Annotated in this window: 24 protein-coding genes; 21 read left to right on the top strand and 3 right to left on the bottom strand. The window is 45.5% G+C overall.

What is annotated here, in order from left to right:
- Positions 1–53 precede the first annotated feature (53 nt).
- From fliH to flhB, 12 genes are all read left to right on the top strand, one after another.
- On the top strand, positions 54–857 hold the full coding sequence (gene fliH / locus CAG58_RS15015) for a flagellar assembly protein FliH (protein ID WP_154170433.1): 804 nt from the start codon (positions 54–56) through the stop codon (positions 855–857).
- Complete coding sequence (gene fliI, locus CAG58_RS15010; RefSeq protein WP_004394763.1) at positions 857–2179, top strand: flagellar protein export ATPase FliI; 1323 nt, start codon at positions 857–859, stop codon at positions 2177–2179. Before fliH ends, fliI begins: the two co-directional genes overlap by 1 nt.
- Positions 2180–2186: 7 nt before the next feature.
- Positions 2187–2633, top strand: a complete 447-nt coding sequence (fliJ, locus tag CAG58_RS15005; protein ID WP_004394764.1) for a flagellar export protein FliJ — start codon at positions 2187–2189, stop codon at positions 2631–2633.
- Positions 2634–2848: 215 nt separating this feature from the next.
- Complete coding sequence (locus CAG58_RS15000) at positions 2849–4603, top strand: flagellar hook-length control protein FliK (protein WP_161429718.1); 1755 nt, start codon at positions 2849–2851, stop codon at positions 4601–4603.
- A 36-nt stretch (positions 4604–4639) separates the two neighbouring features.
- Entirely contained in the window at positions 4640–5137 is a 498-nt protein-coding gene (fliL, locus tag CAG58_RS14995; protein ID WP_115152657.1) for a flagellar basal body-associated protein FliL, read from the top strand.
- A gap of 8 nt (positions 5138–5145) precedes the next feature.
- Positions 5146–6195 carry a flagellar motor switch protein FliM gene (gene fliM, locus CAG58_RS14990; protein WP_040904139.1) on the top strand — a complete coding sequence of 350 codons (1050 nt, stop codon included), beginning with the start codon at positions 5146–5148 and terminating at the stop codon, positions 6193–6195.
- Between the two features lie 21 nt (positions 6196–6216).
- Positions 6217–6627, top strand: coding sequence for a flagellar motor switch protein FliN (gene fliN / locus CAG58_RS14985; protein WP_004394768.1), 411 nt, complete (start codon positions 6217–6219; stop codon positions 6625–6627).
- Between the two features lie 3 nt (positions 6628–6630).
- Entirely contained in the window at positions 6631–7008 is a 378-nt protein-coding gene (fliO, locus tag CAG58_RS14980) for a flagellar biosynthetic protein FliO (protein WP_040904140.1), read from the top strand.
- Positions 7009–7051: 43 nt separating this feature from the next.
- Positions 7052–7897 (top strand): flagellar type III secretion system pore protein FliP, encoded by an 846-nt coding sequence (gene fliP, locus CAG58_RS14975; protein WP_443084091.1) that lies wholly within the window; start codon positions 7052–7054, stop codon positions 7895–7897.
- A 12-nt stretch (positions 7898–7909) separates the two neighbouring features.
- Positions 7910–8179: a flagellar biosynthesis protein FliQ gene (gene fliQ / locus CAG58_RS14970; RefSeq protein WP_161425031.1), complete on the top strand. Its 270-nt coding sequence runs from the start codon at positions 7910–7912 to the stop codon at positions 8177–8179.
- An 8-nt stretch (positions 8180–8187) separates the two neighbouring features.
- Entirely contained in the window at positions 8188–8970 is a 783-nt protein-coding gene (gene fliR / locus CAG58_RS14965; protein WP_161425030.1) for a flagellar biosynthetic protein FliR, read from the top strand.
- A gap of 9 nt (positions 8971–8979) precedes the next feature.
- On the top strand, positions 8980–10110 hold the full coding sequence (gene flhB, locus CAG58_RS14960) for a flagellar biosynthesis protein FlhB (RefSeq protein WP_161425029.1): 1131 nt from the start codon (positions 8980–8982) through the stop codon (positions 10108–10110).
- A 67-nt stretch (positions 10111–10177) separates the two neighbouring features.
- On the opposite strand, the gene smrB is transcribed toward flhB, so the two are convergent.
- Positions 10178–10732 (bottom strand): endonuclease SmrB, encoded by a 555-nt coding sequence (gene smrB, locus CAG58_RS14955; protein ID WP_161425028.1) that lies wholly within the window; start codon positions 10730–10732, stop codon positions 10178–10180.
- 62 nt (positions 10733–10794) lie between these two features.
- Between smrB and prmB the strand changes: the two genes are divergently transcribed.
- Both prmB and aroC read left to right on the top strand, forming a co-directional pair.
- Positions 10795–11727, top strand: a complete 933-nt coding sequence (prmB, locus tag CAG58_RS14950; RefSeq protein WP_040904141.1) for a 50S ribosomal protein L3 N(5)-glutamine methyltransferase — start codon at positions 10795–10797, stop codon at positions 11725–11727.
- Positions 11728–12157: 430 nt separating this feature from the next.
- Positions 12158–13243, top strand: a complete 1086-nt coding sequence (gene aroC / locus CAG58_RS14945; RefSeq protein ID WP_154170450.1) for a chorismate synthase — start codon at positions 12158–12160, stop codon at positions 13241–13243.
- A gap of 89 nt (positions 13244–13332) precedes the next feature.
- Here the strand turns inward: aroC and CAG58_RS14940 are convergent, their stop codons facing one another.
- Positions 13333–13959, bottom strand: coding sequence for a trimeric intracellular cation channel family protein (locus CAG58_RS14940; RefSeq protein ID WP_154170452.1), 627 nt, complete (start codon positions 13957–13959; stop codon positions 13333–13335).
- Between the two features lie 198 nt (positions 13960–14157).
- On the opposite strand from CAG58_RS14940, the gene CAG58_RS14935 reads away from it, so the two are divergent.
- The 3 genes from CAG58_RS14935 (at position 14158) to CAG58_RS14925 (ending at position 15599) form a co-directional block, all read left to right on the top strand.
- Positions 14158–14688 (top strand): elongation factor P hydroxylase, encoded by a 531-nt coding sequence (locus CAG58_RS14935; RefSeq protein ID WP_154170454.1) that lies wholly within the window; start codon positions 14158–14160, stop codon positions 14686–14688.
- Positions 14689–14698: 10 nt separating this feature from the next.
- On the top strand, positions 14699–14956 hold the full coding sequence (locus CAG58_RS14930) for a YfcL family protein (RefSeq protein WP_154170456.1): 258 nt from the start codon (positions 14699–14701) through the stop codon (positions 14954–14956).
- Positions 14957–15074: 118 nt separating this feature from the next.
- Complete coding sequence (locus CAG58_RS14925) at positions 15075–15599, top strand: NADPH-dependent FMN reductase (protein WP_004394779.1); 525 nt, start codon at positions 15075–15077, stop codon at positions 15597–15599.
- 107 nt (positions 15600–15706) lie between these two features.
- Here the strand turns inward: CAG58_RS14925 and mnmC are convergent, their stop codons facing one another.
- Positions 15707–17731 carry a bifunctional tRNA (5-methylaminomethyl-2-thiouridine)(34)-methyltransferase MnmD/FAD-dependent 5-carboxymethylaminomethyl-2-thiouridine(34) oxidoreductase MnmC gene (mnmC, locus tag CAG58_RS14920; protein WP_161425027.1) on the bottom strand — a complete coding sequence of 675 codons (2025 nt, stop codon included), beginning with the start codon at positions 17729–17731 and terminating at the stop codon, positions 15707–15709.
- 126 nt (positions 17732–17857) lie between these two features.
- Here mnmC and fabB point away from each other — a divergent pair, with 126 nt between their 5' ends.
- The 4 genes from fabB to CAG58_RS14900 form a co-directional block, all read left to right on the top strand.
- Positions 17858–19069: a beta-ketoacyl-ACP synthase I gene (gene fabB / locus CAG58_RS14915; protein ID WP_161425026.1), complete on the top strand. Its 1212-nt coding sequence runs from the start codon at positions 17858–17860 to the stop codon at positions 19067–19069.
- A gap of 266 nt (positions 19070–19335) precedes the next feature.
- Positions 19336–20481 (top strand): 4-phosphoerythronate dehydrogenase, encoded by a 1146-nt coding sequence (locus CAG58_RS14910; protein ID WP_161425025.1) that lies wholly within the window; start codon positions 19336–19338, stop codon positions 20479–20481.
- Positions 20465–21478 carry an aspartate-semialdehyde dehydrogenase gene (locus CAG58_RS14905; RefSeq protein ID WP_154170462.1) on the top strand — a complete coding sequence of 338 codons (1014 nt, stop codon included), beginning with the start codon at positions 20465–20467 and terminating at the stop codon, positions 21476–21478. Before CAG58_RS14910 ends, CAG58_RS14905 begins: the two co-directional genes overlap by 17 nt.
- A gap of 152 nt (positions 21479–21630) precedes the next feature.
- Positions 21631–21987: transposase domain-containing protein (locus CAG58_RS14900; RefSeq protein ID WP_202598319.1), on the top strand; the 357-nt coding region annotated here is incomplete at its 3' end.

Raw genomic sequence — 21987 nt, 5'->3', positions numbered from 1 at the left:
CGATGTCTTTCTTAATGAACTAGCGGCCTTTTTAGTTCGCGATAGGATGTTTCATGACTGGACAAAGAAAACGGGGTTTTATCCGTTTAGGCTCGGATGAGAATGTTGAGCCACCCAAAAAATGGGGATTACCAGATTATGGCGCAGAGCTGGGTAAGAAAGCCAAAGAAACGGCGATGAATTATGATCCCGCTTGGATGCCAAGTTTTGATGATCCTGAACCTGAGCTACCACAAACCTTAACGGATGAAGAAATTGAGTTAATCAAACGCTCCGCTTATCAAGAAGGCATCGAGCAGGGCAAAGCAGAAGGGTACCAACAAGGATTTGAACTGGGTAAACAAGGCGGTTTTGAGGTTGGCCACCAAGAAGGATTACAAACGGGTAAAACAGAAGGGCTTGAAGCGGGGCAACAAGCCATTCAAGAGCAGGTGAATGTTTTGATTACATTGGCCGATCAATTTGCTCAACCATTACAATTAATGAATGCACAAGTTGAAAAGCAGCTTGTGGATATGGTACTGACTTTAGTCAAAGAAGTGGTGCATGTGGAAGTTCAAACCAATCCACAAGTGATTTTAGATACGGTGAAAGAGTCAGTCGAAGCACTCCCTGTGACTGGACATGCCATTCATTTAAAACTCCATCCTGAAGATTATGAATTGGTTAAAAATGCTTATGGTGAAGCGGAGTTAAATTCACGTCAATGGACACTCAGTAGTGAGCCAGCCTTAAATCGTGGTGATGTACAAATCGAAGCCGGTGAGTCGAGTGTCAGTTACCGTATGGAAGAGCGCATTCGTAGCGTATTACAACGCTTTTGTGGCACAAATCGCCACCAAGTAGGACAAGAGTAATGTTGTCACTGGCCGAACGATTAGCACAGTACAAAACACAAGGCTTAACAACCAGACCTGTCGCGTCAGGCAAGCTGGTACGCGTCGTTGGACTGACGTTAGAAGCAACGGGGTGCCGAGCACCAATTGGTAGTTTATGTAAAGTCGACACCATGTCTGGTGAAATGGAAGCGGAAGTGGTTGGGTTTTCTGGTGACAGTCTGTTTCTGATGCCCAGTGAGCAAGTCAACGGTATCTTGCCGGGAGCCAAAGTAACCCCACTGACCGAAGAGGCAGGATTAGCGGTAGGGATGGAGCTACTGGGTCGAGTGATTGATGGTGTCGGCAATCCTTTGGATGGACTTGGACCGATTTACACCGATCAACAGGCCACGTTTAATGCTCAACCGATAAACCCTTTATTGCGTAAACCGATCACCGAACCATTAGACGTTGGAATCAAAGCCATTAATGGGTTACTGACGGTTGGTAAAGGCCAACGTATCGGTCTTTTTGCAGGCTCTGGTGTCGGTAAATCGGTTACATTAGGGATGATGACTCGTGGCACCACTGCGCAAGTGGTCGTGGTGGGACTAATTGGTGAACGTGGCCGAGAAGTAAAAGAGTTTATCGAAGAAATACTTGGCGTGGATGGCCGTCAACGCGCTGTTGTAGTCGCAGCGCCCGCAGATTCCTCGCCACTGATGCGTTTGAAAGGTTGCCAAACGGCATTGGCTATCGCGGAATATTTTCGCGATCAAGGGCTCGATGTACTCTTATTGATGGACTCATTAACTCGTTTTGCTCAAGCGCAACGGGAGATCGCACTATCGGTGGGAGAGCCGCCAGCGACTAAAGGTTATCCACCTTCGGTGTTTGCTAAATTACCCGCATTGGTTGAACGAGCGGGCAATGGTGGTCCGAACCAAGGCTCGATCACCGCCTTTTTTACGGTGTTGACCGAAGGGGATGATTTACAAGATCCGATAGCTGATGCGTCGCGCGCCATTCTGGACGGTCATATTGTTCTCTCAAGAGAAATGGCAGACGCTGGTCATTATCCCGCGATTGATGTTGAAAAATCCGTCAGTCGGGTAATGCCACAAATCACCACAGATGAGCACATGCTGATGTCTCGAGCGGTACGACAAATCTTATCGATTTGTCGTAAAAACCAAGACTTAGTCTCAATTGGCGCCTATAAACCTGGCACCGATAAAGCGATTGATAGTGCATTTACTCTCAAACCAAGGTTGGATCAGTACCTTCAACAAGAAATGAAAGAGTCGGTACCTTATGAGATGTGCGTTGGTATGTTAAAAAATGTCTTGAGCATGGAGTAGTCTTGCTATGGACAATGCGTTGGAATTTTTATTAGACCAAGCCAAAGAGAAAGAAAGCCAAGCAATAATGGTATTGAGTAAGGCTCGTAATGAGCTTGAAGGTTACTATCAACAATTAAAGCAAATTGAGCAGTATCGACTTGAATATTGCCAACAGCTTGTCGAGCGGGGTCAAGCGGGATTGTCCGCCAGTCAATATGGTCATTTAAACCGATTTCTTACTCAGCTTGATGAAACCCTAGCTAAACAACGTGGCGCAGAAAACCATTTTAAGCAGCAAGTTGAGAATAGTCAGCAACATTGGTTACATATTCGGCAGCAACGTCGTTCATACGAATGGTTAATTGACAAAAAACGCACGGAGCAACGGCGCATTCAAGAGCGAAGAGAACAAAAGCAAATGGATGAATTTTCGACGCTCAATTTTAATCGTCAACGGAATATTCCTAAGTAATTATCCCGTTCAGATTGTTCTTTGTCTGACCGCGATACTGGTGCTTGGTGCTTCTAAACTTTATCCGTTCCAATACTTTATCCATTCCAATAAATAGATCTCATTGTGGCGTAGTTTTTGCATTCATTTAGGCACAGAATCCGATCATCTCATGCTACACACGATAACTATCGCGCGTGGCTTTATGATTCAGTATCAATGCGAGCGATGTGCCTATGAATATTAATTCAACTTCTTCTGTCGATAACACTTCTATTGCCAATTTGGCAAAAGGCTCCGTTGGGCAAAGTGGTCAAGATTCAGCAAGCGCTGAGCCAAGCAGTTTTCTCGATAAGTTAACCGCACTGCTGTTTAGCGCCAAAAGTGATACTCAAACGGCTAAGCACAATGAGGCTTCGATAGCGACGGTAGTATCGAGTGATGAAACTAGCTCTGAACTTTCAGCATCAGAACCCTCTGATGAACGACAGACTTTCGCCGAGTCTGATTCTGAGCACACGGCTTCATTTGACGCCGCTGTCGATGTTGGCCTCACACGTGCAATCGCTGAACCTCAATCTGAACCGCTCCTGGAGAATAAAAGCACGCAAGTGATGAATGAAGGCGATGACTTGCTGGTACGTTTACAGCAGGCTAATCAGGTGCTCACTGGGCATAACGGCAAGCCTTTGCCTCATAGTCTCTCCGCTAAGCATGACGATGCTGAGATAGCAGTACCGGTTGTTGCTGACCAATACTCGCACTCAGATGACTGGACATCACCAATACAAACTCAGGTGATGTATGGCGCGAGCACTTTAGACAATAGCACTCGTCATCAATATGGCGATGATGGTGAGAATGAGCGGAACAACACAGTCGTATCTCATCGGGTCACTGAACTTGAGACTGATCTCGCGTCAATGGTTGCTCATCCAGAATTGACGGAGCGAGACGCTATCAGTAATACAGCGTTAACGACCGATATTCATCTTCCAATCGATAGTCAACCCACTTTATTAACCGATGAACTTGATATCGATCCGAGCTTGGTTACTCAAGCCACCCATCTCTCGGCGAACCCACATAGTCAATCTTCTTCTGGATCAATTGATGGAGATCTCTCTAAAGTTGAAGGTCATATAGAGCTTCAAGATGGGCAACGTACCAAAAAAGCGGTTGCGGTCGGGGTCTCTGCGGCATTAGCGACACAGTCCGCTGCTGCTTCTCCTGTTGGAGCATCTCAAACAATAGCTGCTCCTGTTAGTACAGCGATGAGCAACGCTACTTCACTGGATGCTGAGATGAGTAGTACAACGGCCGTTAATCGAGCGGCTGGTCAAGCGATGGCTCAGCCAGATTTAGTAAATACTCAAGCGGCTAACGCCGCCTTAGCGAGTTCAATGTTGCTTGCCGGAGCAGCAGGAAAAACGCGTTCGGCGAGTGATAGCGATGATACCTCATTAGCTCAACAAATAGCGGCAACCGCGACCCAGTCTGGGGTAAGTAGCTCGACACCATTGCGTCATGAAGCGACGCCGATTCAAGCTCAACCACTGCCTTTGATGCTCAATAAAGGATTGGTTGCGGATGAGATGGCTGAGCGGATCCAAATGATGATGTCGAAGAATTTAAAAAATATTGATATCCGGTTGGATCCGCCAGAGTTAGGCCGATTGCATATTCGTATGAATATGCACGCTGATGGAGCTAGTATTCAATTTACGGTAACCAATGCTCAAGCACGAGATGCTTTAGAGGGCGCGATGCCTCGTTTAAGGGAAATGTTAGCCCAACAAGGTGTACAATTGGCGGATACATCAGTACAACAGCAGAGCTCGGGTCAGCAACAAGGTTATGCTGCTGAGCGAGGCCAGTCTGGTCATTTAAGTAACGATGATACGCTATTAGGCGATGAAAACATTGATGCTAACGTCAAACTTGATTTGAATGTGACAACAAAGCGTGATGGAATCAGTTATTACGCTTAAACTAATAAAAATAAACAAAACCACGTAGAGGATGTTATGGCTGCTGATGAAAATTCACAAGATGCACCGAAGAGTAAAAAGAAACTGCTGATCATTATTGTTGCGGCGGCGGTTTTGCTGTTAGGTGGCGGCGGTGCAGCGTTCTTTTTAATGGGATCTGGCAGTGATCAGCAAAGTGCCGATACAGCGAATCGCCGAGCGGCACCTAGCGTTGCTCCAGTTTCTTACGTTAACATTGCTCAGCCGTTTGTGTTTAATGTCAGTGGTGATACTCGGGGACGTATGGTCCAAGTTAAAGTCCAACTGATGGTTCGTGGTACTAATAACGAAAATCTAGCTCGTTTTCACTCCCCGTTAGTAGAAAGTACCTTATTGGCGACGTTTGCTTCAGCGACGGTTGAACAACTGCGTACTCCATCGGGGCGGGTTGAATTACGAGATAAAGCCACCGAAGATATTAAAGCCGCCATGACACAAGTGGTGGGAGAACCCGTTATTGAACGCGTTTTATTTACCGATTTTGTAATGCAGTAGGTGAGTCCGTGACCGATTTACTAAGCCAAGACGAAATTGATGCGCTCCTTCATGGCGTTGATGGAGTGGATGACGAAGAAGAAGAGTTAGATTCGTCGACTGCCTCTTCATTTGATTTTTCGTCACAAGATCGTATCGTTCGTGGACGAATGCCGACGCTTGAGCTGATTAATGAACGCTTTGCACGGCATATGAGGATTAGTCTGTTTAATATGCTGCGTAAAACCGCCGAAGTTTCGATTAACGGCGTACAGATGATGAAGTTTGGTGAATACCAAAATACACTATACGTTCCGACCAGTCTTAACATGGTGCGTTTTCGTCCATTAAAGGGGACAGCGCTGGTGACAATGGAAGCGCGACTGGTATTTATTCTGGTTGAAAACTTTTTTGGTGGTGATGGCCGCTATCATGCGCGAATTGAAGGTCGAGAATTTACACCAACCGAACGACGAGTTATCCAATTATTGTTGAAAATCGTTTTTGCCGATTATAAAGAAGCATGGTCACCAGTAATGGGGGTCGAGTTTGAATACTTAGACTCGGAAGTGAATCCGAGTATGGCGAACATCGTCAGTCCAACCGAGGTAATCGTTGTCTGTTCATTCCATATTGAAGTGGATGGTGGAGGCGGTGATTTCCATATGGTCATGCCTTATTCGATGGTTGAACCGATTCGAGAATTGCTCGATGCAGGGGTTCAATCGGATAAAATGGAAACCGATGTTCGCTGGAGCTCAGCACTACGCGACGAAATTATGGACGTGCCGATTAATTTTCGAGTCAATTTATTAGAGCAAGACATCGCACTGCGAGATCTAATGGATTTGCAGGTTGGCGATATTATCCCGATAAAAATGCCAGAACATGCCATTATGTTTGTCGAAGAGCTACCCACTTATCGCGTTAAAATGGGACGCTCAGGTGACAAACTCGCGGTGCAAATTTCGCAAAAAATCAAACGTCCTGAAGCAATGAAAACCGATTTGGCCTTTTTAGGTAAAGATATCATTGCTGAATTAGAAAATGACGAATTAGCCGATGAAGAACAATCTTAAGCGTAAGAATAGGTAGCAAAGATGTCAAAATCAGATGATCAAAAATTGGCAGATGAATGGGCGGCAGCATTGGGCGAAGATCCGAATGCTCCTGATGTTGATGTCGATGAAATATTAGCAGCCCCATTGGATGAATTAAAAGATACTTCACCGCCGATCACTGAAGATGAGCGGCGTAAGTTAGATACTATCATGGATATTCCGGTGACCATTTCGATGGAAGTGGGCCGATCTAAAATTAGTATTCGTAACTTGTTGCAATTAAACCAAGGTTCAGTCGTGGAATTGGATAGAATTGCCGGAGAATCACTTGATGTTATGGTCAATGGAACCTTAATTGCTCATGGTGAAGTCGTTGTCGTCAATGATAAGTTCGGTATCCGTCTCACGGATGTTATTAGTCAAACAGAACGGATTAAGAAGCTGAGATAGCGGATGAAAAAAATCTTAGGGCTAGCCTTGCTCAGTTGCCCAGCTTTTGCCGCTCCCAGCAGTTCGTTGGATATAGCGACCACCTTAGGGTCGCTTTTATTCGTCCTGGGTTTTATTCTGTTTCTAGCTTGGTTACTTAAACGGATGAAAGTCCCGGTTTTTGGTCAGCAAAAAGGATTTCAGATCATTCGCCAGCTTCCGGTTGGGACCAAAGAACGAATCATGATAGTCCAAGCAGGGGAGGAGCAGTTTTTGATTGGGGTGACCAGTCATTCGATCCAATTGATTGCTAAATTAGACTCACCATTAACTCAGGAGGCGCAAGATCCAACGCCTTTTGCTCATCAATTGACGCAGCTGCTAAAAAAACATGACAAATAATCGCCAATATCACCGACTCACCCATTTACTCTGTAAAGCAATGATGCTGCTCAGTTTACTTATCTGGGCGTTTTCCTCCCCACTTTATGCTCAGCAAGAGCTTGCTACGGCCATTCCTCCCACTGCTGCTGGTGCGCAAGGTGTTACCGTGTCAGCAATGGAGAGGGAACAAGCGGGTTCAAGGAGTTTAGCCTTATCCAGCCGTAGTGGCGGCGGTGGGATCCCCGCATTCACGATGACCACGAATGCGGATGGTGGTGAAGATTATTCGATTAATCTACAAATTCTCGCTTTAATGACCATGCTGGGTTTTTTACCAGCCATGGTTATTTTAATGACGTCATTTACGCGCATTGTTGTCGTGATGTCGATTTTGCGTCAGGCGATGGGCTTGCAGCAAACTCCCTCGAATCAGGTCATTATTGGTATTGCGATTTTTTTAACGTTTTTCATTATGTCGCCAGTGCTCAATCAAATCAATGAACAAGCCGTACAGCCTTATCTTAATGAGCAGATCAGCGCTCGGCAGGCATTTGATTTGGCCCAAGATCCGATGAAATCTTTTATGCTTAAACAAACGCGACTCAAAGATTTAGAGACGTTTGTAAACATTGCCGGTTCGAATGCGCAAAATCCGGAAGATGTCTCGATGGCGATTCTTATTCCTGCGTTTATTACCTCTGAATTGAAAACGGCATTCCAAATCGGTTTTATGCTCTTTTTGCCTTTTCTTATTATTGATTTAGTGGTGGCTTCGGTATTAATGGCGATGGGTATGATGATGTTGTCCCCGATGATCGTTTCCTTACCCTTTAAGCTGATGTTATTTGTCTTAGTTGATGGATGGAACTTAATTTTATCGACCTTGGCGGGCAGTTTTGCTTTATAGCGGGAGAGACAAATGACACCTGAGCTGTTTGTTGAATTATTCAATGAAGCATTATGGTTAGTGCTGATCATGGTTTGCGCCATCATTGTACCTAGCCTAATGATTGGTTTAGTTGTGGCGGTATTTCAAGCTGCAACCTCAATCAACGAACAGACATTAAGCTTTTTACCACGTCTGATTGTGACTTTATTGGCATTAATGATGTTTGCTCATTGGATGACTCAAATGTTGATGGAGTTTTTCTTCGCCATGATTGAGCGCTTGCCACAAGTCTTATTTTAGGAGCTGCGATGGAATACCCAGCCAGTGTAGTCCTAGATTTTATTGCACACTACTTTTGGCCCTTTACACGTATTTCAGCCATGTTGATGGTGATGACCGTCACTGGCGCGCGGTTTGTGTCGCCGCGTATTCGCCTGTATCTTGGTTTAGCGATCACACTCGCCGTAATGCCAGCTGTGCCAGCGATTGCCGATGATTTGCAACTCCTCTCGTTTCAAGGTTTTTTAACCACACTAGAACAAATCATTATTGGTGTGGCGATGGGGATGGTGACTCAGTTTTTAATTCAAACCTTTGTTATCCTTGGTCAAATACTCGGTATGCAAGCCAGTTTGGGGTTTGCTTCTATGGTTGATCCTGCTAATGGACAGAACACGCCGCTGTTAGGCCAATTGTTTATGTTTTTAGCAACGATGTTTTTTTTAGCGACGGATGGCCATTTAACCATGATTCAGTTGGTGGTGCTGAGCTTCACCAGTTTACCGATTGGCGCAGGATCGCTGACTAATGTCGATTATTATGAGCTCTCCCAATGGTTAGGGATTATGTTTAAAGTGGCGTTGAGTATGTCACTTTCGGGGATCATTGCGTTATTAACCGTTAACCTTTCCTTTGGGGTAATGACTCGGGCTGCACCACAATTGAATATCTTTTCTCTAGGTTTTTCTTTTGCACTTTTGGTTGGTTTATTGATTTGTTGGTATATCGTTAGCGGTTTATTTACGCACTATGATCTGTTTTGGGCAGAGGGTGAGCAGCAACTGTGTCGTTTGATCCGCTTGAACTGTTAGGAGAAACCCGTGGCAGAGTCTGATGGACAAGAAAGAACCGAAGAGGCCACCCCCAGGCGCTTGCAACAAGCCAAAGAAAAAGGGCAGGTTGCAAGGTCGAAAGAGTTAGCGTCGGTATCGGTATTAATCATTGGTTCGGTAGCCCTAATGTGGTTTGGCGAAATGTTAGCCAGTCGCTTGTATACCACGATGGGACGGTTGTTTTCTCTGAGTCGTGAAGAGATTTTTGATAGCAGCAAACTGTTCGATATTATTGCTGGTACGCTGACCCATTTAATTTTCCCACTACTACTGATCCTCATTACCTTATTTGTGGCTGCGCTGATCGGGGCTGCTGGTATTGGCGGGGTTAGTTTTTCTGCTGAAGCGGCAAGACCTAAACTTTCTAAAATGAACCCACTTAGTGGTTTTAAACGTATGTTTGGTGTAGAAAGTCTTGTGGAGTTATGTAAATCAATTTTAAAGGTATTGTTAATTTCTGGTGTGGCTTTTTATCTGATTGACGCCTCAAAACATGATCTTTTTCAACTCAGTATTGATGTTTACCCACAGAATATTTTCCATGCTTTAGAAATTCTACTCAATTTTATTTTGTTGATCAGCTGTTCACTGCTGGTAGTCGTCGCGATTGATGTGCCTTTTCAGATTTGGAATCATGCTGAACAACTGAAAATGACCAAGCAAGAGATTAAAGACGAATACAAAGATACGGAAGGTAAACCTGAAGTCAAAGGTCGGATTCGGATGTTGCAGCGTGAAGCGGCACAACGCAGGATGATGGCCGATGTCCCTCAAGCGGACGTCATTATCACCAACCCCGATCACTTTTCAGTAGCGCTACGTTATAAGCAAGGAACGGATAAAGCTCCCATTGTGGTTGCCAAAGGCGGCGATTTTCTGGCCCTTAAAATCCGTGAAATTGCCCGTGAGCACGAGATTATAATTGTTGCCGCTCCTCCGCTAGCGCGGGCGCTTTACTACACCACAGAGCTAGAGCAAGAAATTCCAGATGGTTTATTTGTGGCCGTCGCTCAGGTATTGGCTTATGTGTTCCAAATTAAGCAATATCGCCGCAAAGGAGGTCAGCGCCCAGTGTTGAAAACGCAAGAGTTGCCAATACCACCAGACATGCGCTACTAACGCAGACTCTCTCTCGTTGAGCCGTATTATTGCCAGTGGTTCCGTGTTATTCTAGACCAATACCGCATTACTTATCGAGAATCGACAATAAGATCAACAGAGCACCATTGCCACCAAACTCTAATGGCGCTTGATGAAAAGCGAGGACATCTGGATGTTGAGCCAACCACAAAGGCACTTTCTGTTTAAGAATATGTTTACCAATCCCATGTTGTACGCAAGCACAGTGAACCTTTTCTTTTAGGCAATAAGCAATCATTGCACCGAGTTCTCGTTTGGCTTCCTGTTGAGTCATACCATGCATATCGAGAAACACGTCCGGCGAATACACACCGCGGCGCAGTTTTTTAACTTCATACTTAGAGATATCACTCCGAGCATAACGGGTTGGCCCTTCATCACTAAGTAGTGGCACAAACTCATCGGAAAAATAAAAATGGGTATCACTGGCTTCTCGTGAGTGACGGCGAATTTCTTTTTGCTTGGGATTTCTGTTTGGCGATTGGGTTATGGTATCCTGAGATAACTTTTTTACGCCTTTTACTGCCTCGTGAAACAGAGCAAAATCATCATTCGCATCGAGATCATGACAGTGACTGATGTCGGTGTTTTTTTTGTTCATGAAAGTTAAATTATCAGTTATTTTCGGTATTGGCAGTATTGTAGCGCTTTTCGGAGGCAATTTTGGATAAGATTTTTGTAGATGAGGCGGTTTCTGAACTGCATACCCTTCAGGACATGATCCGTTGGACGGTGAGTCGTTTCAATGCGGCACAGTTATTTTATGGTCACGGAACCGATAATGCATGGGATGAAGCCGTTCAGTTAATCTTACCGACACTCTATTTACCGATTGACGTTCCGCCTCATGTACTGAATTCCCGTTTAACGGGCAGTGAGCGATTACGTGTGGTGGAGCGAGTCATTAAGCGGATTAATGAGCGCACGCCTATTGCTTATTTAACCAATAAAGCGTGGTTTTGTGGTCTAGAGTTTTTCGTTGATGAGCGAGTCTTAGTGCCTCGTTCACCGATTGGTGAATTGATTCAAGCGCAATTTTCACCTTGGTTACTTGATGAGCCGACTCGGATTATGGATTTATGTACAGGCAGTGGTTGTATTGCAATTGCTTGTGCCTATGCTTTCCCTGAAGCTGAAGTGGATGCGATTGATATTTCAGCTGACGCTTTGCAGGTGGCTGAGCAAAATATTCAAGATCACGGTTTAGAGCAGCAAGTGTTCCCGATTCGCTCCGATTTATTTCGCGATTTACCGAAAGAGCAATACGACATTATTGTTACTAATCCTCCTTATGTCGATCAAGAGGATATGAACAGTTTACCCGATGAGTTCAAGCATGAGCCAGAGTTAGGGCTTGCGGCGGGAACGGATGGTTTAAAACTCGCACGACGCATTTTAGCTAATGCGCCTCACTATCTAACGGATAATGGGATTTTAGTTTGTGAAGTGGGTAACTCAATGATCCACTTGGTGGATCAGTACCCTAATATTCCGTTTACTTGGTTAGAATTTGAAAATGGTGGCCATGGCGTCTTCTTACTCACTAAGCAGCAGTTGCTTGATTGTGCAGAAGAATTCTCACTGTATCGTGATTAACCCAGCTGAGATTAAAGCTTAATCATTTTTCATTAATCATGATCTCTCTACGCCGACGCGATGTCGGCGTTTTTTATGGATGGTAGCGCGGAGTGAAATCGTATGTCTGTGGTGCTTTTTATGACATCAGCGAGGGGCAAAGCCGCATTTTAAGGAAAACGTCAGTCGGGACTTTACATCATTGGCTAATCAAGCGAGTATGATTTCATGATTAACAAAAGCTCCTTCCTTGATGAGATGATCCCCAAGCGATTGGGCGTGGTAGGTAGGCGGCCGGTGAGCGACTCTCCATGAGCATAAGTAACGATGCGATTGGGGCAACGAACGTAGCCAACACCACTGTAGCTTCAAGTAGCAAAGGGATAGCTAGGAATAAGGATGCTGGTAAGTCAATACGGATTTACTTATTGATGGGAAGTTTGAGGAAAACATGGCAGGAAACAGTATTGGACAACATTTTCGAGTCACCACTTTTGGCGAAAGTCATGGTGTTGCATTAGGGTGTATCATCGATGGTTGCCCTCCTGGTCTTGAAATCAGTGCCGCTGATTTACAAGTAGACTTGGATCGCCGTCGTCCGGGTACATCGCGTTATACTACTCAACGCCGTGAAGCGGATGAAGTGAAAATTCTTTCTGGTATTTTTGAAGGTAAAACGACAGGGACTTCTATCGGCTTATTGATTGAAAATACCGATCAGCGTTCGACCGATTATTCAGATATTAAAGATAAATTTCGTCCTGGACATGCGGACTATACCTACCATCAAAAGTACGGTTTACGTGACTATCGGGGTGGTGGCCGTTCCTCTGCCCGGGAAACCGCGATGCGTGTGGCGGCTGGTGGTATTGCGAAAAAATACCTCCAACAAGAATTTGGTATTGAGATCCGCGCTTATCTTTCACAAATGGGTGATATTGCGATTGAAAAAGTGGATTGGAATGAAATCGAAAACAATGCCTTTTTTTGTCCTGATATCGATAAAGTCGCTCAGTTTGATCAATTAATCCGCGATTTAAAAAAGCAAGGTGATTCGATTGGTGCCAAAATTCAAGTCGTGGCAACCAAAGTACCCGTAGGCTTAGGTGAACCGGTATTTGATCGACTCGATGCCGATATTGCTCATGCACTGATGAGCATTAATGCGGTCAAAGGGGTGGAAATTGGTGATGGCTTTGATGTGGTGCGCCAAAAAGGCAGCGAACATCGTGATTTGCTTACCCCGGACGGCTTTGCAAGCAACCATGCTGGCGGTATTTTAGGTGGAATCTCTTCGGGGCAAGATATTGTTGCCAATATCGCCTTAAAGCCAACGTCGAGCATTACCGTGCCTGGACAAACGATTACCCGTCAAGGTGAGCCAACGGAGCTCATCACCAAAGGGCGACACGACCCTTGCGTAGGCATTCGCGCGGTACCGATTGCTGAAGCGATGTTAGCCATTGTGCTGATGGATCACTTACTGCGTCATCGTGGTCAAAATCAAGCAGTACACACTGAAACGCCTATATTATAATGTGCATCAACAGAGTATCAGCGCCCGCTATAAGACGCTGATACTCTTGTTAATCGCTTTTGATCGTCTACATTTTTAGACTATTACGATCAGTGCAGTGGTTTATCGGTTTCTACTAAATGGAACGATGGTAAGCGCCATTTAAAACGCACCGCGGCCATACGCAGAAGATAACCGACGACTAATGTTGCAATAGTATTGGTTGTCTCATTGAGGCCAAGTTCTAATAGAGTGAGATAAAGCCCGGATGCAATCAACGCTACAGAAGCGTAAAGCTCATCGTGCAGTACCAGTGGCGGCTGGCGGCAGATCAAATCACGCAACAAGCCACCAAATACCCCAGTAACTAAGGCTGCGACCATACAGATCATCACATGATGCCCCATTTCTAAGGCGACTTTGGTGCCGATAATGCTGAACACGATCAGCCCCAATGCATCCAAGCGAATGAATAAGCCTTTGAGTTTAATCACCCAACGATAAATCCCCGTGGTTAAAACACCGGCTAAGCAAGTAATCGCCAGAAACTCCGGATGCTTTACCCAGCCAAGCGGATAATGGCCGAGAAGAATATCACGCACCGTACCACCACCAATCGCCGTTGCGCTTGCTACTAACATAACGCCAAACCAATCCATTTTCCGACGTCCAGCACTAAGAGCCCCGGTCATCGCTTCTGCTGTGATGCCAATAATGTATAGAACGCTAAGTAGCATAGTTAACCTTATTACGTATTGATTACTTGAGCCGAAAAAGGCGCAAGTGTAGAGCGAATTGAGCATTTTGACGAATGAGTTTTTATAGGGTGAAAAGGGCAGCCAGATTACTTAATCTAATAATTTTGTTTGAATGCTTTACCCTAAAGAGAAAAATCGCGAGAATGCTGCCCATTAAGCCGACGAGAGTAGCTGTTGATGACGCATCAGTATCAAGATTTAATCGCTATTTTTAATCAAACTTTTTTTGCCGACTACCAGACTCAACTTGAGCTAGGTGGTGATGAGCCAGTATATTTACCCGCCGATGAACAGACGCCATATCATCGGATCATTTTTGCGCGCGGGTTTTATGCGTCGGCACTGCACGAGATCGCTCATTGGTGCGTTGCTGGGCCTGAGCGCCGCTTACTAGAAGATTTTGGCTATTGGTATGAGCCGGATGGTCGTTCAGCGCAAGTGCAAGCGGAGTTTGAGCGGGTAGAAGTAAAGCCACAGGCTTATGAGTGGATTTTAGCACAAAGTGCAGGATTTCCCTTTAGCGTCAGTTGTGACAATCTGCATGGTGATCATGAGCCTGATAGATTGGCGTTTATGCACAAGGTTCATCAACAGGTGTTGGGGATACTAAAAACCGGTTTACCGCCTCGAGTGGCGCGATTATCACAGGCTTTACGGGCGTTTTATCACACTCCGCCGTTGAGTGCCGATCAATTTATAGTGAAATAATGAGAAGACGATGATTATTGAATTTGAAGAAAAATTATTGGACCGAATTGATGCCCGTATTGAGTCGGCGTCTGATGATGAGTTATTTGCTGGTGGTTATTTACGCGGGCATATTTCTTTATCGGCCGCGGTTTGTGAAGAGCAAGGTATTGATGATATTGAGCACTTAAAAGCTCTTATCGAGCAAAGCCTTGAAGAAGCACGTTCGGAGCTGACGCCTGCTGACCGGGCGATCGTTTATGCGTTATGGCGTGAATTGAGCGCTTGATATTCTTGATGACAGTTCTTATTCGGAAAATTTGAATATCATCGTATAATTTTTGTAGTTGCGATAACAATGACCAATGTTTACTCTGTGTTTATTATATAAACAATGAGGTTATCCTATGAAAGTTATCGCATTTGGCGCAAGTACCAGCTCTCAATCCATCAACCAAGCGTTAGCCACCTACGCGGCAAAGCAAATTGAGGGAGCGCAAGTTACGGTATTGAATATTAATGATTATTCTGTACCGATGTTCAGCGAAGATCGAGAGAAAGAGCTAGGGCAAGCGGAAGGGGCACAAGCCTTTTTACGTGATTTAGCTCAAGCCGATGCTTTTGTGATTTCTTTTGCCGAGCATAATGGACATTATCCTGCCGCTTATAAAAATTTATTCGACTGGACGACTCGTATTGATCGTGAGCTGTTTAAAGGTAAGCCAGCGGTGTATCTTGCTACGTCACCAGGCCCCGGTGGTGCTCAGTCGGTGTTAGCCGCCGCCGTTGCCTCAGCGCCATTTTTCGGTGGTAATGTTAAAGGCTCGCTTTCTGTCCCTAGCTTTTATGATAATTTCGACTTAGCGGCCGGTGAAGTGACCAACTCAGAGATTGCCGAAAAAATTAAAGCTACAGTAGCGTTGCTCGGTTAAGTTTTTTATTCTCCATTGTAATCATGAAGCCTCGCTGGATAAGCGAGGCTTCATGATTTTAAGGGTGCAAAAATCGGCTTCAGGCGCTGAAACCGCAGCGTATAAAGTTAAGCCCCTTTTTCTGTGATTGCCTTACCTTTCTTTAATTTTCGTACCCACATCCGGCTTGGATGCAGTGAGGCTAGCACATCGACAGGTAAAGGCAGTGGTTCACCGCAGATCTGCGCGGCCAAGACTTCGGCCATCAGTGGTGCAGAGCTCAAACCACGGGAACCTAAACCCAGTAAAGCGTACAACTGAGGGTATTGGCTAATAGTTGGGATTTGATGCTCTCTTTTTTGTGGCAAATCAGCGTATTGATCAATGATTGCATCACGTTGTCCGACATTACCCACAAAAGGCAAATGATCGCGACTGACACAGCGAACCCCTTGACGTGATTGGTTGTCTGATGTGTCCACTGCCATCGGCCAAGTTTGATTCGCTAGGCAACGGGTTAAACGCGCGCTATTTTCTTGCTGTGCTTTGGCATCGAAGGCTTGGTCAAGATGCTGTCTATCGTAACTGGCTCCAATACAATGGGTGCCATGACGCGGGCTGCTTGGGGTCATGTAGCCGTCATAGCACAGTACTGAACGCAGCGCTTGTAAAGTGTGATTGGTTGGCGCATGACTGACTTGGCCTTTGACTTTGCCTAGTGGTAAATGCTCAGTTTGAGCAAAGGCATCAAATTGATGGCCATTAGCGATCACCACACATTGATGCTGAAACTGCTGACTTTGAGCATTCAATTGCCACGTCCTCGTTTCGGCTTGCCACGCTAACGAGTCAATCGCTTGTTGATAATGGGCGGTAACGGATCCTTTGCTGACTAAATCGTCTAACAGTGCTTGAGTGAGCTCTACTGGGCATAACCATCCACCCAGTGGATAATGGATACTCGGCATATCCACCGCAAGGCCAATGTGCTGACTGGTTTGTTCTGCAGTCAGATAATGCACGAGTTCGTTTGGGAATTCACCTTGGGTAAGACGCATTAATTTATCGGTGGATTTTTCATCCCACATTAATTGAGTCACGCCACACCAATCGTATTCAAAATCAATTTGCTGAGCGAGACGTTGCACAAATTGACGAGTAAACAGAAACGCTGGCGCAAAGACGCGGGACACATTGCTATGTTGACCATTTAATAGCGGATAAATGGCTCCCTGTCGATTGCCAGAAGCCCCCTGCGCGGGCGCTTTATCGGCGCAATATAAGGTCACAGAAATGCCGCGTTGAGTTAAGGCATGGGCGAGCGCGGCGCTGGCAATACCACCGCCGATGATCGCCACATCGTGGACAGATTCTGTCGCTTCAATCTGATAATAAGGTTTAATATTGCGGTATGGTTTTTTATGCTCAATCCTTCCGGCGAGCATTTCTCGCTTGGTGCCAAACCCTTTGACCTTCTTCATCGTAAAGCCAGCTTGATTGAGCCCTCGGCGAACGAATCCTGCGGCGGTAAAGGTAGCGCAGGTACAATTTTCTTTGGCCAATTGGCTCATGCCATCAAATAAAGCTTGGCTCCACATGTCTGGGTTTTTACTGGGCGCGAAGCCATCGAGAAACCAGGCATCAACCAAGCCTCGTTCGGAAACGGCTACTTGAGGTAAGCTGGTTTTGATATCGCCAAACCACAAGTCTAAAATAATCGTCCCATCCGCCAAAATAATTCGATGGCATTCAGGTAGTGCCAAAGGATAGGCTTGATGCAACTGCTCGGCGTAGTGAGCGAGCTCTGGCCAAGCTTGATGTGCTTTGATCAGATCGCTTTTATTGAGCGGATATTTTTCAAAGCTGATAAAGTGCAAGGTCTTAATGGTTGCATCAGGATTTTGGTGGCGAAACTGGTCAAAACATTGCCACGTAGCGAGAAAATTGAGTCCAGTGCCAAAACCCGTTTCAGCAATCACAAAATGGCGTTGGTCATATTCTCGCCATCTTTGTGGGAGATGATTCTGATTGAGAAAGACGTAGCGTGTCTCTTCTAAGCCATTGGCATTGGAAAAATAGACGTCGTCAAATTGGTCTGAGACCGGCGTTCCGGCGTCATTCCACGCCAATTGTGCGTGAGTAATGGAAGTCATAAGCGATGATTTCTAGCAAATAAGGCATTTATAGAGCAAGATTGTACGGATTTATAGGAAAGCTGACCACTTCTGTTACTTATCTTGGTTATCATTTAGCGGAATTTTGAATTATAGGAATGTCACATGAAACGAGTCGTCATCACCGGGATGGGAATTATTTCCAGTATCGGTAACAACGTCCAAGAAGTTTTAGCGTCTCTTAAAGCCGGCAAATCAGGCATCACTGCTTCCGAGCAATTTAAAGAGCAGGGGCTACGTTCACAAGTTTGGGGTGATTTAAAGATAAACCCTGCTGAGCATATTGATCGCAAACAGATGCGTTTTATGGGCGATGCGGCGGCTTATGCTTATCTTTCTATGGAGCAAGCGATTGCTGATGCTGGATTGACGCCTGAGCAAGTGTCGAATGACCGTACCGGCATCATTGCGGGTTCTGGCGGTGCATCTTCACTTAACCAATCCATTGCCGTGGATACGCTACGTGAGAAAGGCGTTAAGCGTATTGGGCCGTATATGGTGCCTCGTACCATGTCTTCCACGGTGTCGGCTTGTTTGGCTACACCGTTTAAAATTCGTGGCGTTAACTATTCGATTAGCTCAGCCTGTGCGACTTCAGCACACTGTATTGGTAACGCGATGGAGCTGATTCAACTCGGCAAACAAGACATTGTTTTTGCTGGTGGCGGTGAAGAACTGGATTGGACATTGACGATGATGTTTGATGCCATGGGCGCGTTATCCACCAAATACAATGACACACCAGAGAAAGCGTCTCGCACCTATGACGCTGATCGCGATGGTTTTGTGATTTCAGGCGGCGGCGGCATGCTGGTGATTGAAGAGTTAGAGCATGCTTTGGCACGCGGTGCAAAAATTTATGGTGAGATTGTTGGCTATGGTGCTACCTCAGACGGTTACGATATGGTTGCGCCATCTGGTGAGGGTGCGGCTCGTTGTATGCGAATGGCGATGCAAAATGTCGATAGTATTGATTATGTCAACACACATGGTACGTCAACACCAGTCGGTGATGTAAAAGAACTGGGCGCGATTCAAGAAATTTTTGGCGGTAATAGCCCTGCTATTTCTGCGACTAAAGCCATGACTGGTCACGCATTAGGCGCAGCAGGGGTTCATGAAGCGATTTATTCGACCTTGATGCTGCATCATAATTTTATCGCACCGAGTATTAATATTGATACTCTGGATCCGGCTGCAGAGGGGCTAGATATTGTCACGCAACCACGTGAACAAGAGCTCAATAGCGTTATGTCAAACAGTTTTGGCTTTGGTGGTACCAACGCCACATTGGTGATCAAAAAGTACCAAGCATAATCACCATTTGAGGTGAACCGTTTCCAGAGCCGATCGGCGTAGCCGATCACACAGACGCAGACTCTGTCCTATTGAGAGCAGGACGAGATCCTTTTGTTCTGGGTATTTGCCCGGTAGCCTTTGGCTCCGGGTATTTTTATGCTCGACACACAGAATGCTTTTCTGCACAATGCCCAACAAAATACCCATCACGTGTTGGCAAATAAGACCCCATGGTTTTTGGCCTATCATGATCCTAAAGACAACCCAATAGTGTGAATTCGGCTATGAAAATCTTGATCGACGAAAATATGCCTTACGCTGAGCAGCTGTTTAGTCAGCTCGGTGAGGTAATTCTTAAACCAGGTCGCACATTAACCGCTGACGATTTGATCGACATTGATGCGTTAATGATTCGTTCGGTGACAAAAGTAGATGCAGCTCTATTAAGTAAAGCGAATCGATTGGCTTTTGTCGGTACGGCAACGGCTGGGATGGATCACGTTGATCAAGCGCTATTGGCTGAGCGAGGGATATTTTTTACCGCCGCACCAGGCTGTAATAAAGTCGGCGTTGCAGAGTATGTGTTTAGTGTCTTAATGGTACTTTCTCAGCAGCAAGGTTTCTCTATTTTTGATAAAACGATTGGTATTATTGGTGCAGGCCAAGTCGGTAGCTACTTAGCCCATTGTTTGACTGGGTTAGGACTCAACGTTTTGATCAATGATCCTCCCAAGCAAGCACAAGGGGATACGCGAGCATTTACACCACTGGAGCAACTATTAACTGAAGCGGATGTGATTACCTTGCATACGCCGATCACTCAGCAAGGTGAGTGGCCTACTCACCATTTAATTAATGAGCAGGTGTTGGCTGGTTTACGAGGCGATCAAATTTTGATTAATGCTGCGCGAGGTCCAGTGGTCGACAATGACGCATTAAAAGCTCGTTTACAACAAGGCGATGGCTTTACCGCAGTCTTAGACGTGTTCGAATTTGAACCGCAGGTGGATTTAGAGCTCCTGCCGTTGTTAGCGTTTGCGACGCCTCATATTGCTGGTTATGGTTTGGAAGGGAAAGCGCGCGGCACCACCATGGTGTTTAACCAATACTGTGAGTTTTTAGGCCAAGCGCATTGGGCTAATCCATCCAGTTTACTGCCGACGGCTCCTGTACCTGAAGTGGTGCTGAATCGAGCTTGGGATGAAGCAACGTTGCTCAACTTAACGCAACTTATTTATGATGTTCGACGAGACGATGCTCTGTTTCGTCGTCAAATACATCAACCTGACGCGTTTGATAAAATGCGCAAACAGTATTGGGATAGGCGTGAATATAGCGCAATTAAGCTAGTGGGTGAGGCATCGTGTCAATTAGAACCGCTAGCGCAACTCGGATTTACAATAGAGGTTACAAATGAGCCAAGAATTTAATGTTGCGATTTTCGGTGCAACGGGTGCGGTCGGTGAAACCATGCTGGAAGTATTGCAAGAGCGTAAATTTCCTGTTGGTGAACTTTTTCTACTCGCGAGTGAACGTAGTGAAGGGAAAACCTATCGCTTTAATGGAAAAACCGTACGAGTACAAAATGTTGAAGAGTTTGATTGGTCCTCGGTGCATATTGCGCTTTTTTCGGCAGGTGGTGAGCTTTCTGCTCACTGGGCACCGATCGCTGCCGAGGCGGGCGTAATCGTTATAGATAACACCTCTCATTTTCGTTATGACTACGATATCCCTTTAGTGGTTCCAGAAGTCAATCCACAGGCGATTGCCGAGTTTCGTAACCGCAACATTATTGCTAACCCAAATTGTTCCACCATTCAAATGTTGGTGGCGTTAAAACCCATTTATGATGCGGTAGGGATCGAGCGAATTAATGTCACGACTTACCAGTCTGTATCTGGAGCCGGTAAAGCAGGAATTGATGAGCTAGCAGGACAAACGGCAAAACTACTGAGTGGCATTCCAGCTGAGACGCATGCTTTTAGTCAGCAAATTGCTTTTAACTGTATCCCGCAAATCGATCAGTTTATGGATAATGGTTATACGAAAGAAGAGATGAAGATGGTATGGGAAACCCAAAAAATCTTCAATGACCCTTCGATCATGGTTAATCCAACCTGTGTTCGCGTTCCGGTATTTTATGGTCATGCCGAAGCGTTGCATATTGAGACTCGTAGCCCCATTGATGCTGAGCAAGTCATCAGCCTATTGGAACAAACGGCAGGGATTGAAGTTTTCCAAGGACAAGACTACCCGACTCAAGTGCGTGATTCCGGTGGTAAAGATACGGTGTTGGTTGGACGCATCCGTAATGATATTAGCCATCATAGCGGGATTAATTTGTGGGTGGTGGCAGACAATGTTCGTAAAGGGGCAGCAACCAACGCGGTACAGATTGCGGAAGTGTTGATCCGAGATTATCTGTAAATAGTCGCGGCGTTATCGATACCCTCGTCGATATTGAGTGAACAAAAAACCACCTCGCGGTTAACACCGATCAGTTAAGCAAATGATCAGTTGAACGATCCTGTGGTTGGTTGAAAATACCCTCAAGCATTTCATGTTTGAGGGTATTTTTTATGTTGGCTCACTGGCTTATTGATGTTGATGACTTCGCTTCTCCTGATTCACTTGCGCTTTTTCAAAAAGAGCTTCCATTGGAATGGATAAATCAAGCACTTGATGAAACGAATAAAGCCAGCATGAGAAGACGAAAGCTACCTGCTGAGTTGGTCGTGTGGCTGCTAGTGGGTATTGGCTTATATCGCGACAGACCGATTACTGACGTTTTGGACAAGTTAGACTTAAAACTGTCCAGCTCTTTAGGTGAATCCATTGCGCCAAGTGCCATTCCTCAAGCCAGAAAACGTCTCACGGCAGAGCCACTAAAAGCGCTATTTACTATGACTGCTCAGCACTGGACTCAGTCCGAAGAT

The sequence above is a fragment of the Vibrio sp. V31_P5A7T61 genome, assembly GCF_009904895.1.
Taxonomy (GTDB): domain Bacteria; phylum Pseudomonadota; class Gammaproteobacteria; order Enterobacterales; family Vibrionaceae; genus Vibrio; species Vibrio metschnikovii.
The sequence above is the reverse complement of the archived record's forward strand: the minus strand, read 5'-3'. Positions and strand labels throughout refer to the sequence as shown.

Excerpts from the sequence above, each read along its gene's own strand:
- fliL (WP_115152657.1), top strand. The coding sequence starts at position 4,640 with ATGGCTGCTGATGAAAATTCACAAGATGCACCGAAGAGTAAAAAGAAA.
- fabB (WP_161425026.1), top strand. The coding sequence starts at position 17,858 with ATGAAACGAGTCGTCATCACCGGGATGGGAATTATTTCCAGTATCGGT.
- fliO (WP_040904140.1), top strand. The coding sequence starts at position 6,631 with ATGAAAAAAATCTTAGGGCTAGCCTTGCTCAGTTGCCCAGCTTTTGCC.
- fliQ (WP_161425031.1), top strand. The coding sequence starts at position 7,910 with ATGACACCTGAGCTGTTTGTTGAATTATTCAATGAAGCATTATGGTTA.
- fliJ (WP_004394764.1), top strand. The coding sequence starts at position 2,187 with ATGGACAATGCGTTGGAATTTTTATTAGACCAAGCCAAAGAGAAAGAA.
- fliI (WP_004394763.1), top strand. The coding sequence starts at position 857 with ATGTTGTCACTGGCCGAACGATTAGCACAGTACAAAACACAAGGCTTA.
- CAG58_RS14940 (WP_154170452.1), bottom strand. The coding sequence starts at position 13,959 with ATGCTACTTAGCGTTCTATACATTATTGGCATCACAGCAGAAGCGATG.
- fliP (WP_443084091.1), top strand. The coding sequence starts at position 7,052 with ATGCTGCTCAGTTTACTTATCTGGGCGTTTTCCTCCCCACTTTATGCT.
- aroC (WP_154170450.1), top strand. The coding sequence starts at position 12,158 with ATGGCAGGAAACAGTATTGGACAACATTTTCGAGTCACCACTTTTGGC.
- fliR (WP_161425030.1), top strand. The coding sequence starts at position 8,188 with ATGGAATACCCAGCCAGTGTAGTCCTAGATTTTATTGCACACTACTTT.
- CAG58_RS14910 (WP_161425025.1), top strand. The coding sequence starts at position 19,336 with ATGAAAATCTTGATCGACGAAAATATGCCTTACGCTGAGCAGCTGTTT.
- fliN (WP_004394768.1), top strand. The coding sequence starts at position 6,217 with ATGTCAAAATCAGATGATCAAAAATTGGCAGATGAATGGGCGGCAGCA.
- fliH (WP_154170433.1), top strand. The coding sequence starts at position 54 with ATGACTGGACAAAGAAAACGGGGTTTTATCCGTTTAGGCTCGGATGAG.
- CAG58_RS14925 (WP_004394779.1), top strand. The coding sequence starts at position 15,075 with ATGAAAGTTATCGCATTTGGCGCAAGTACCAGCTCTCAATCCATCAAC.
- mnmC (WP_161425027.1), bottom strand. The coding sequence starts at position 17,731 with ATGACTTCCATTACTCACGCACAATTGGCGTGGAATGACGCCGGAACG.
- smrB (WP_161425028.1), bottom strand. The coding sequence starts at position 10,732 with ATGAACAAAAAAAACACCGACATCAGTCACTGTCATGATCTCGATGCG.
- CAG58_RS15000 (WP_161429718.1), top strand. The coding sequence starts at position 2,849 with ATGAATATTAATTCAACTTCTTCTGTCGATAACACTTCTATTGCCAAT.
- CAG58_RS14935 (WP_154170454.1), top strand. The coding sequence starts at position 14,158 with ATGACGCATCAGTATCAAGATTTAATCGCTATTTTTAATCAAACTTTT.
- CAG58_RS14930 (WP_154170456.1), top strand. The coding sequence starts at position 14,699 with ATGATTATTGAATTTGAAGAAAAATTATTGGACCGAATTGATGCCCGT.
- CAG58_RS14905 (WP_154170462.1), top strand. The coding sequence starts at position 20,465 with ATGAGCCAAGAATTTAATGTTGCGATTTTCGGTGCAACGGGTGCGGTC.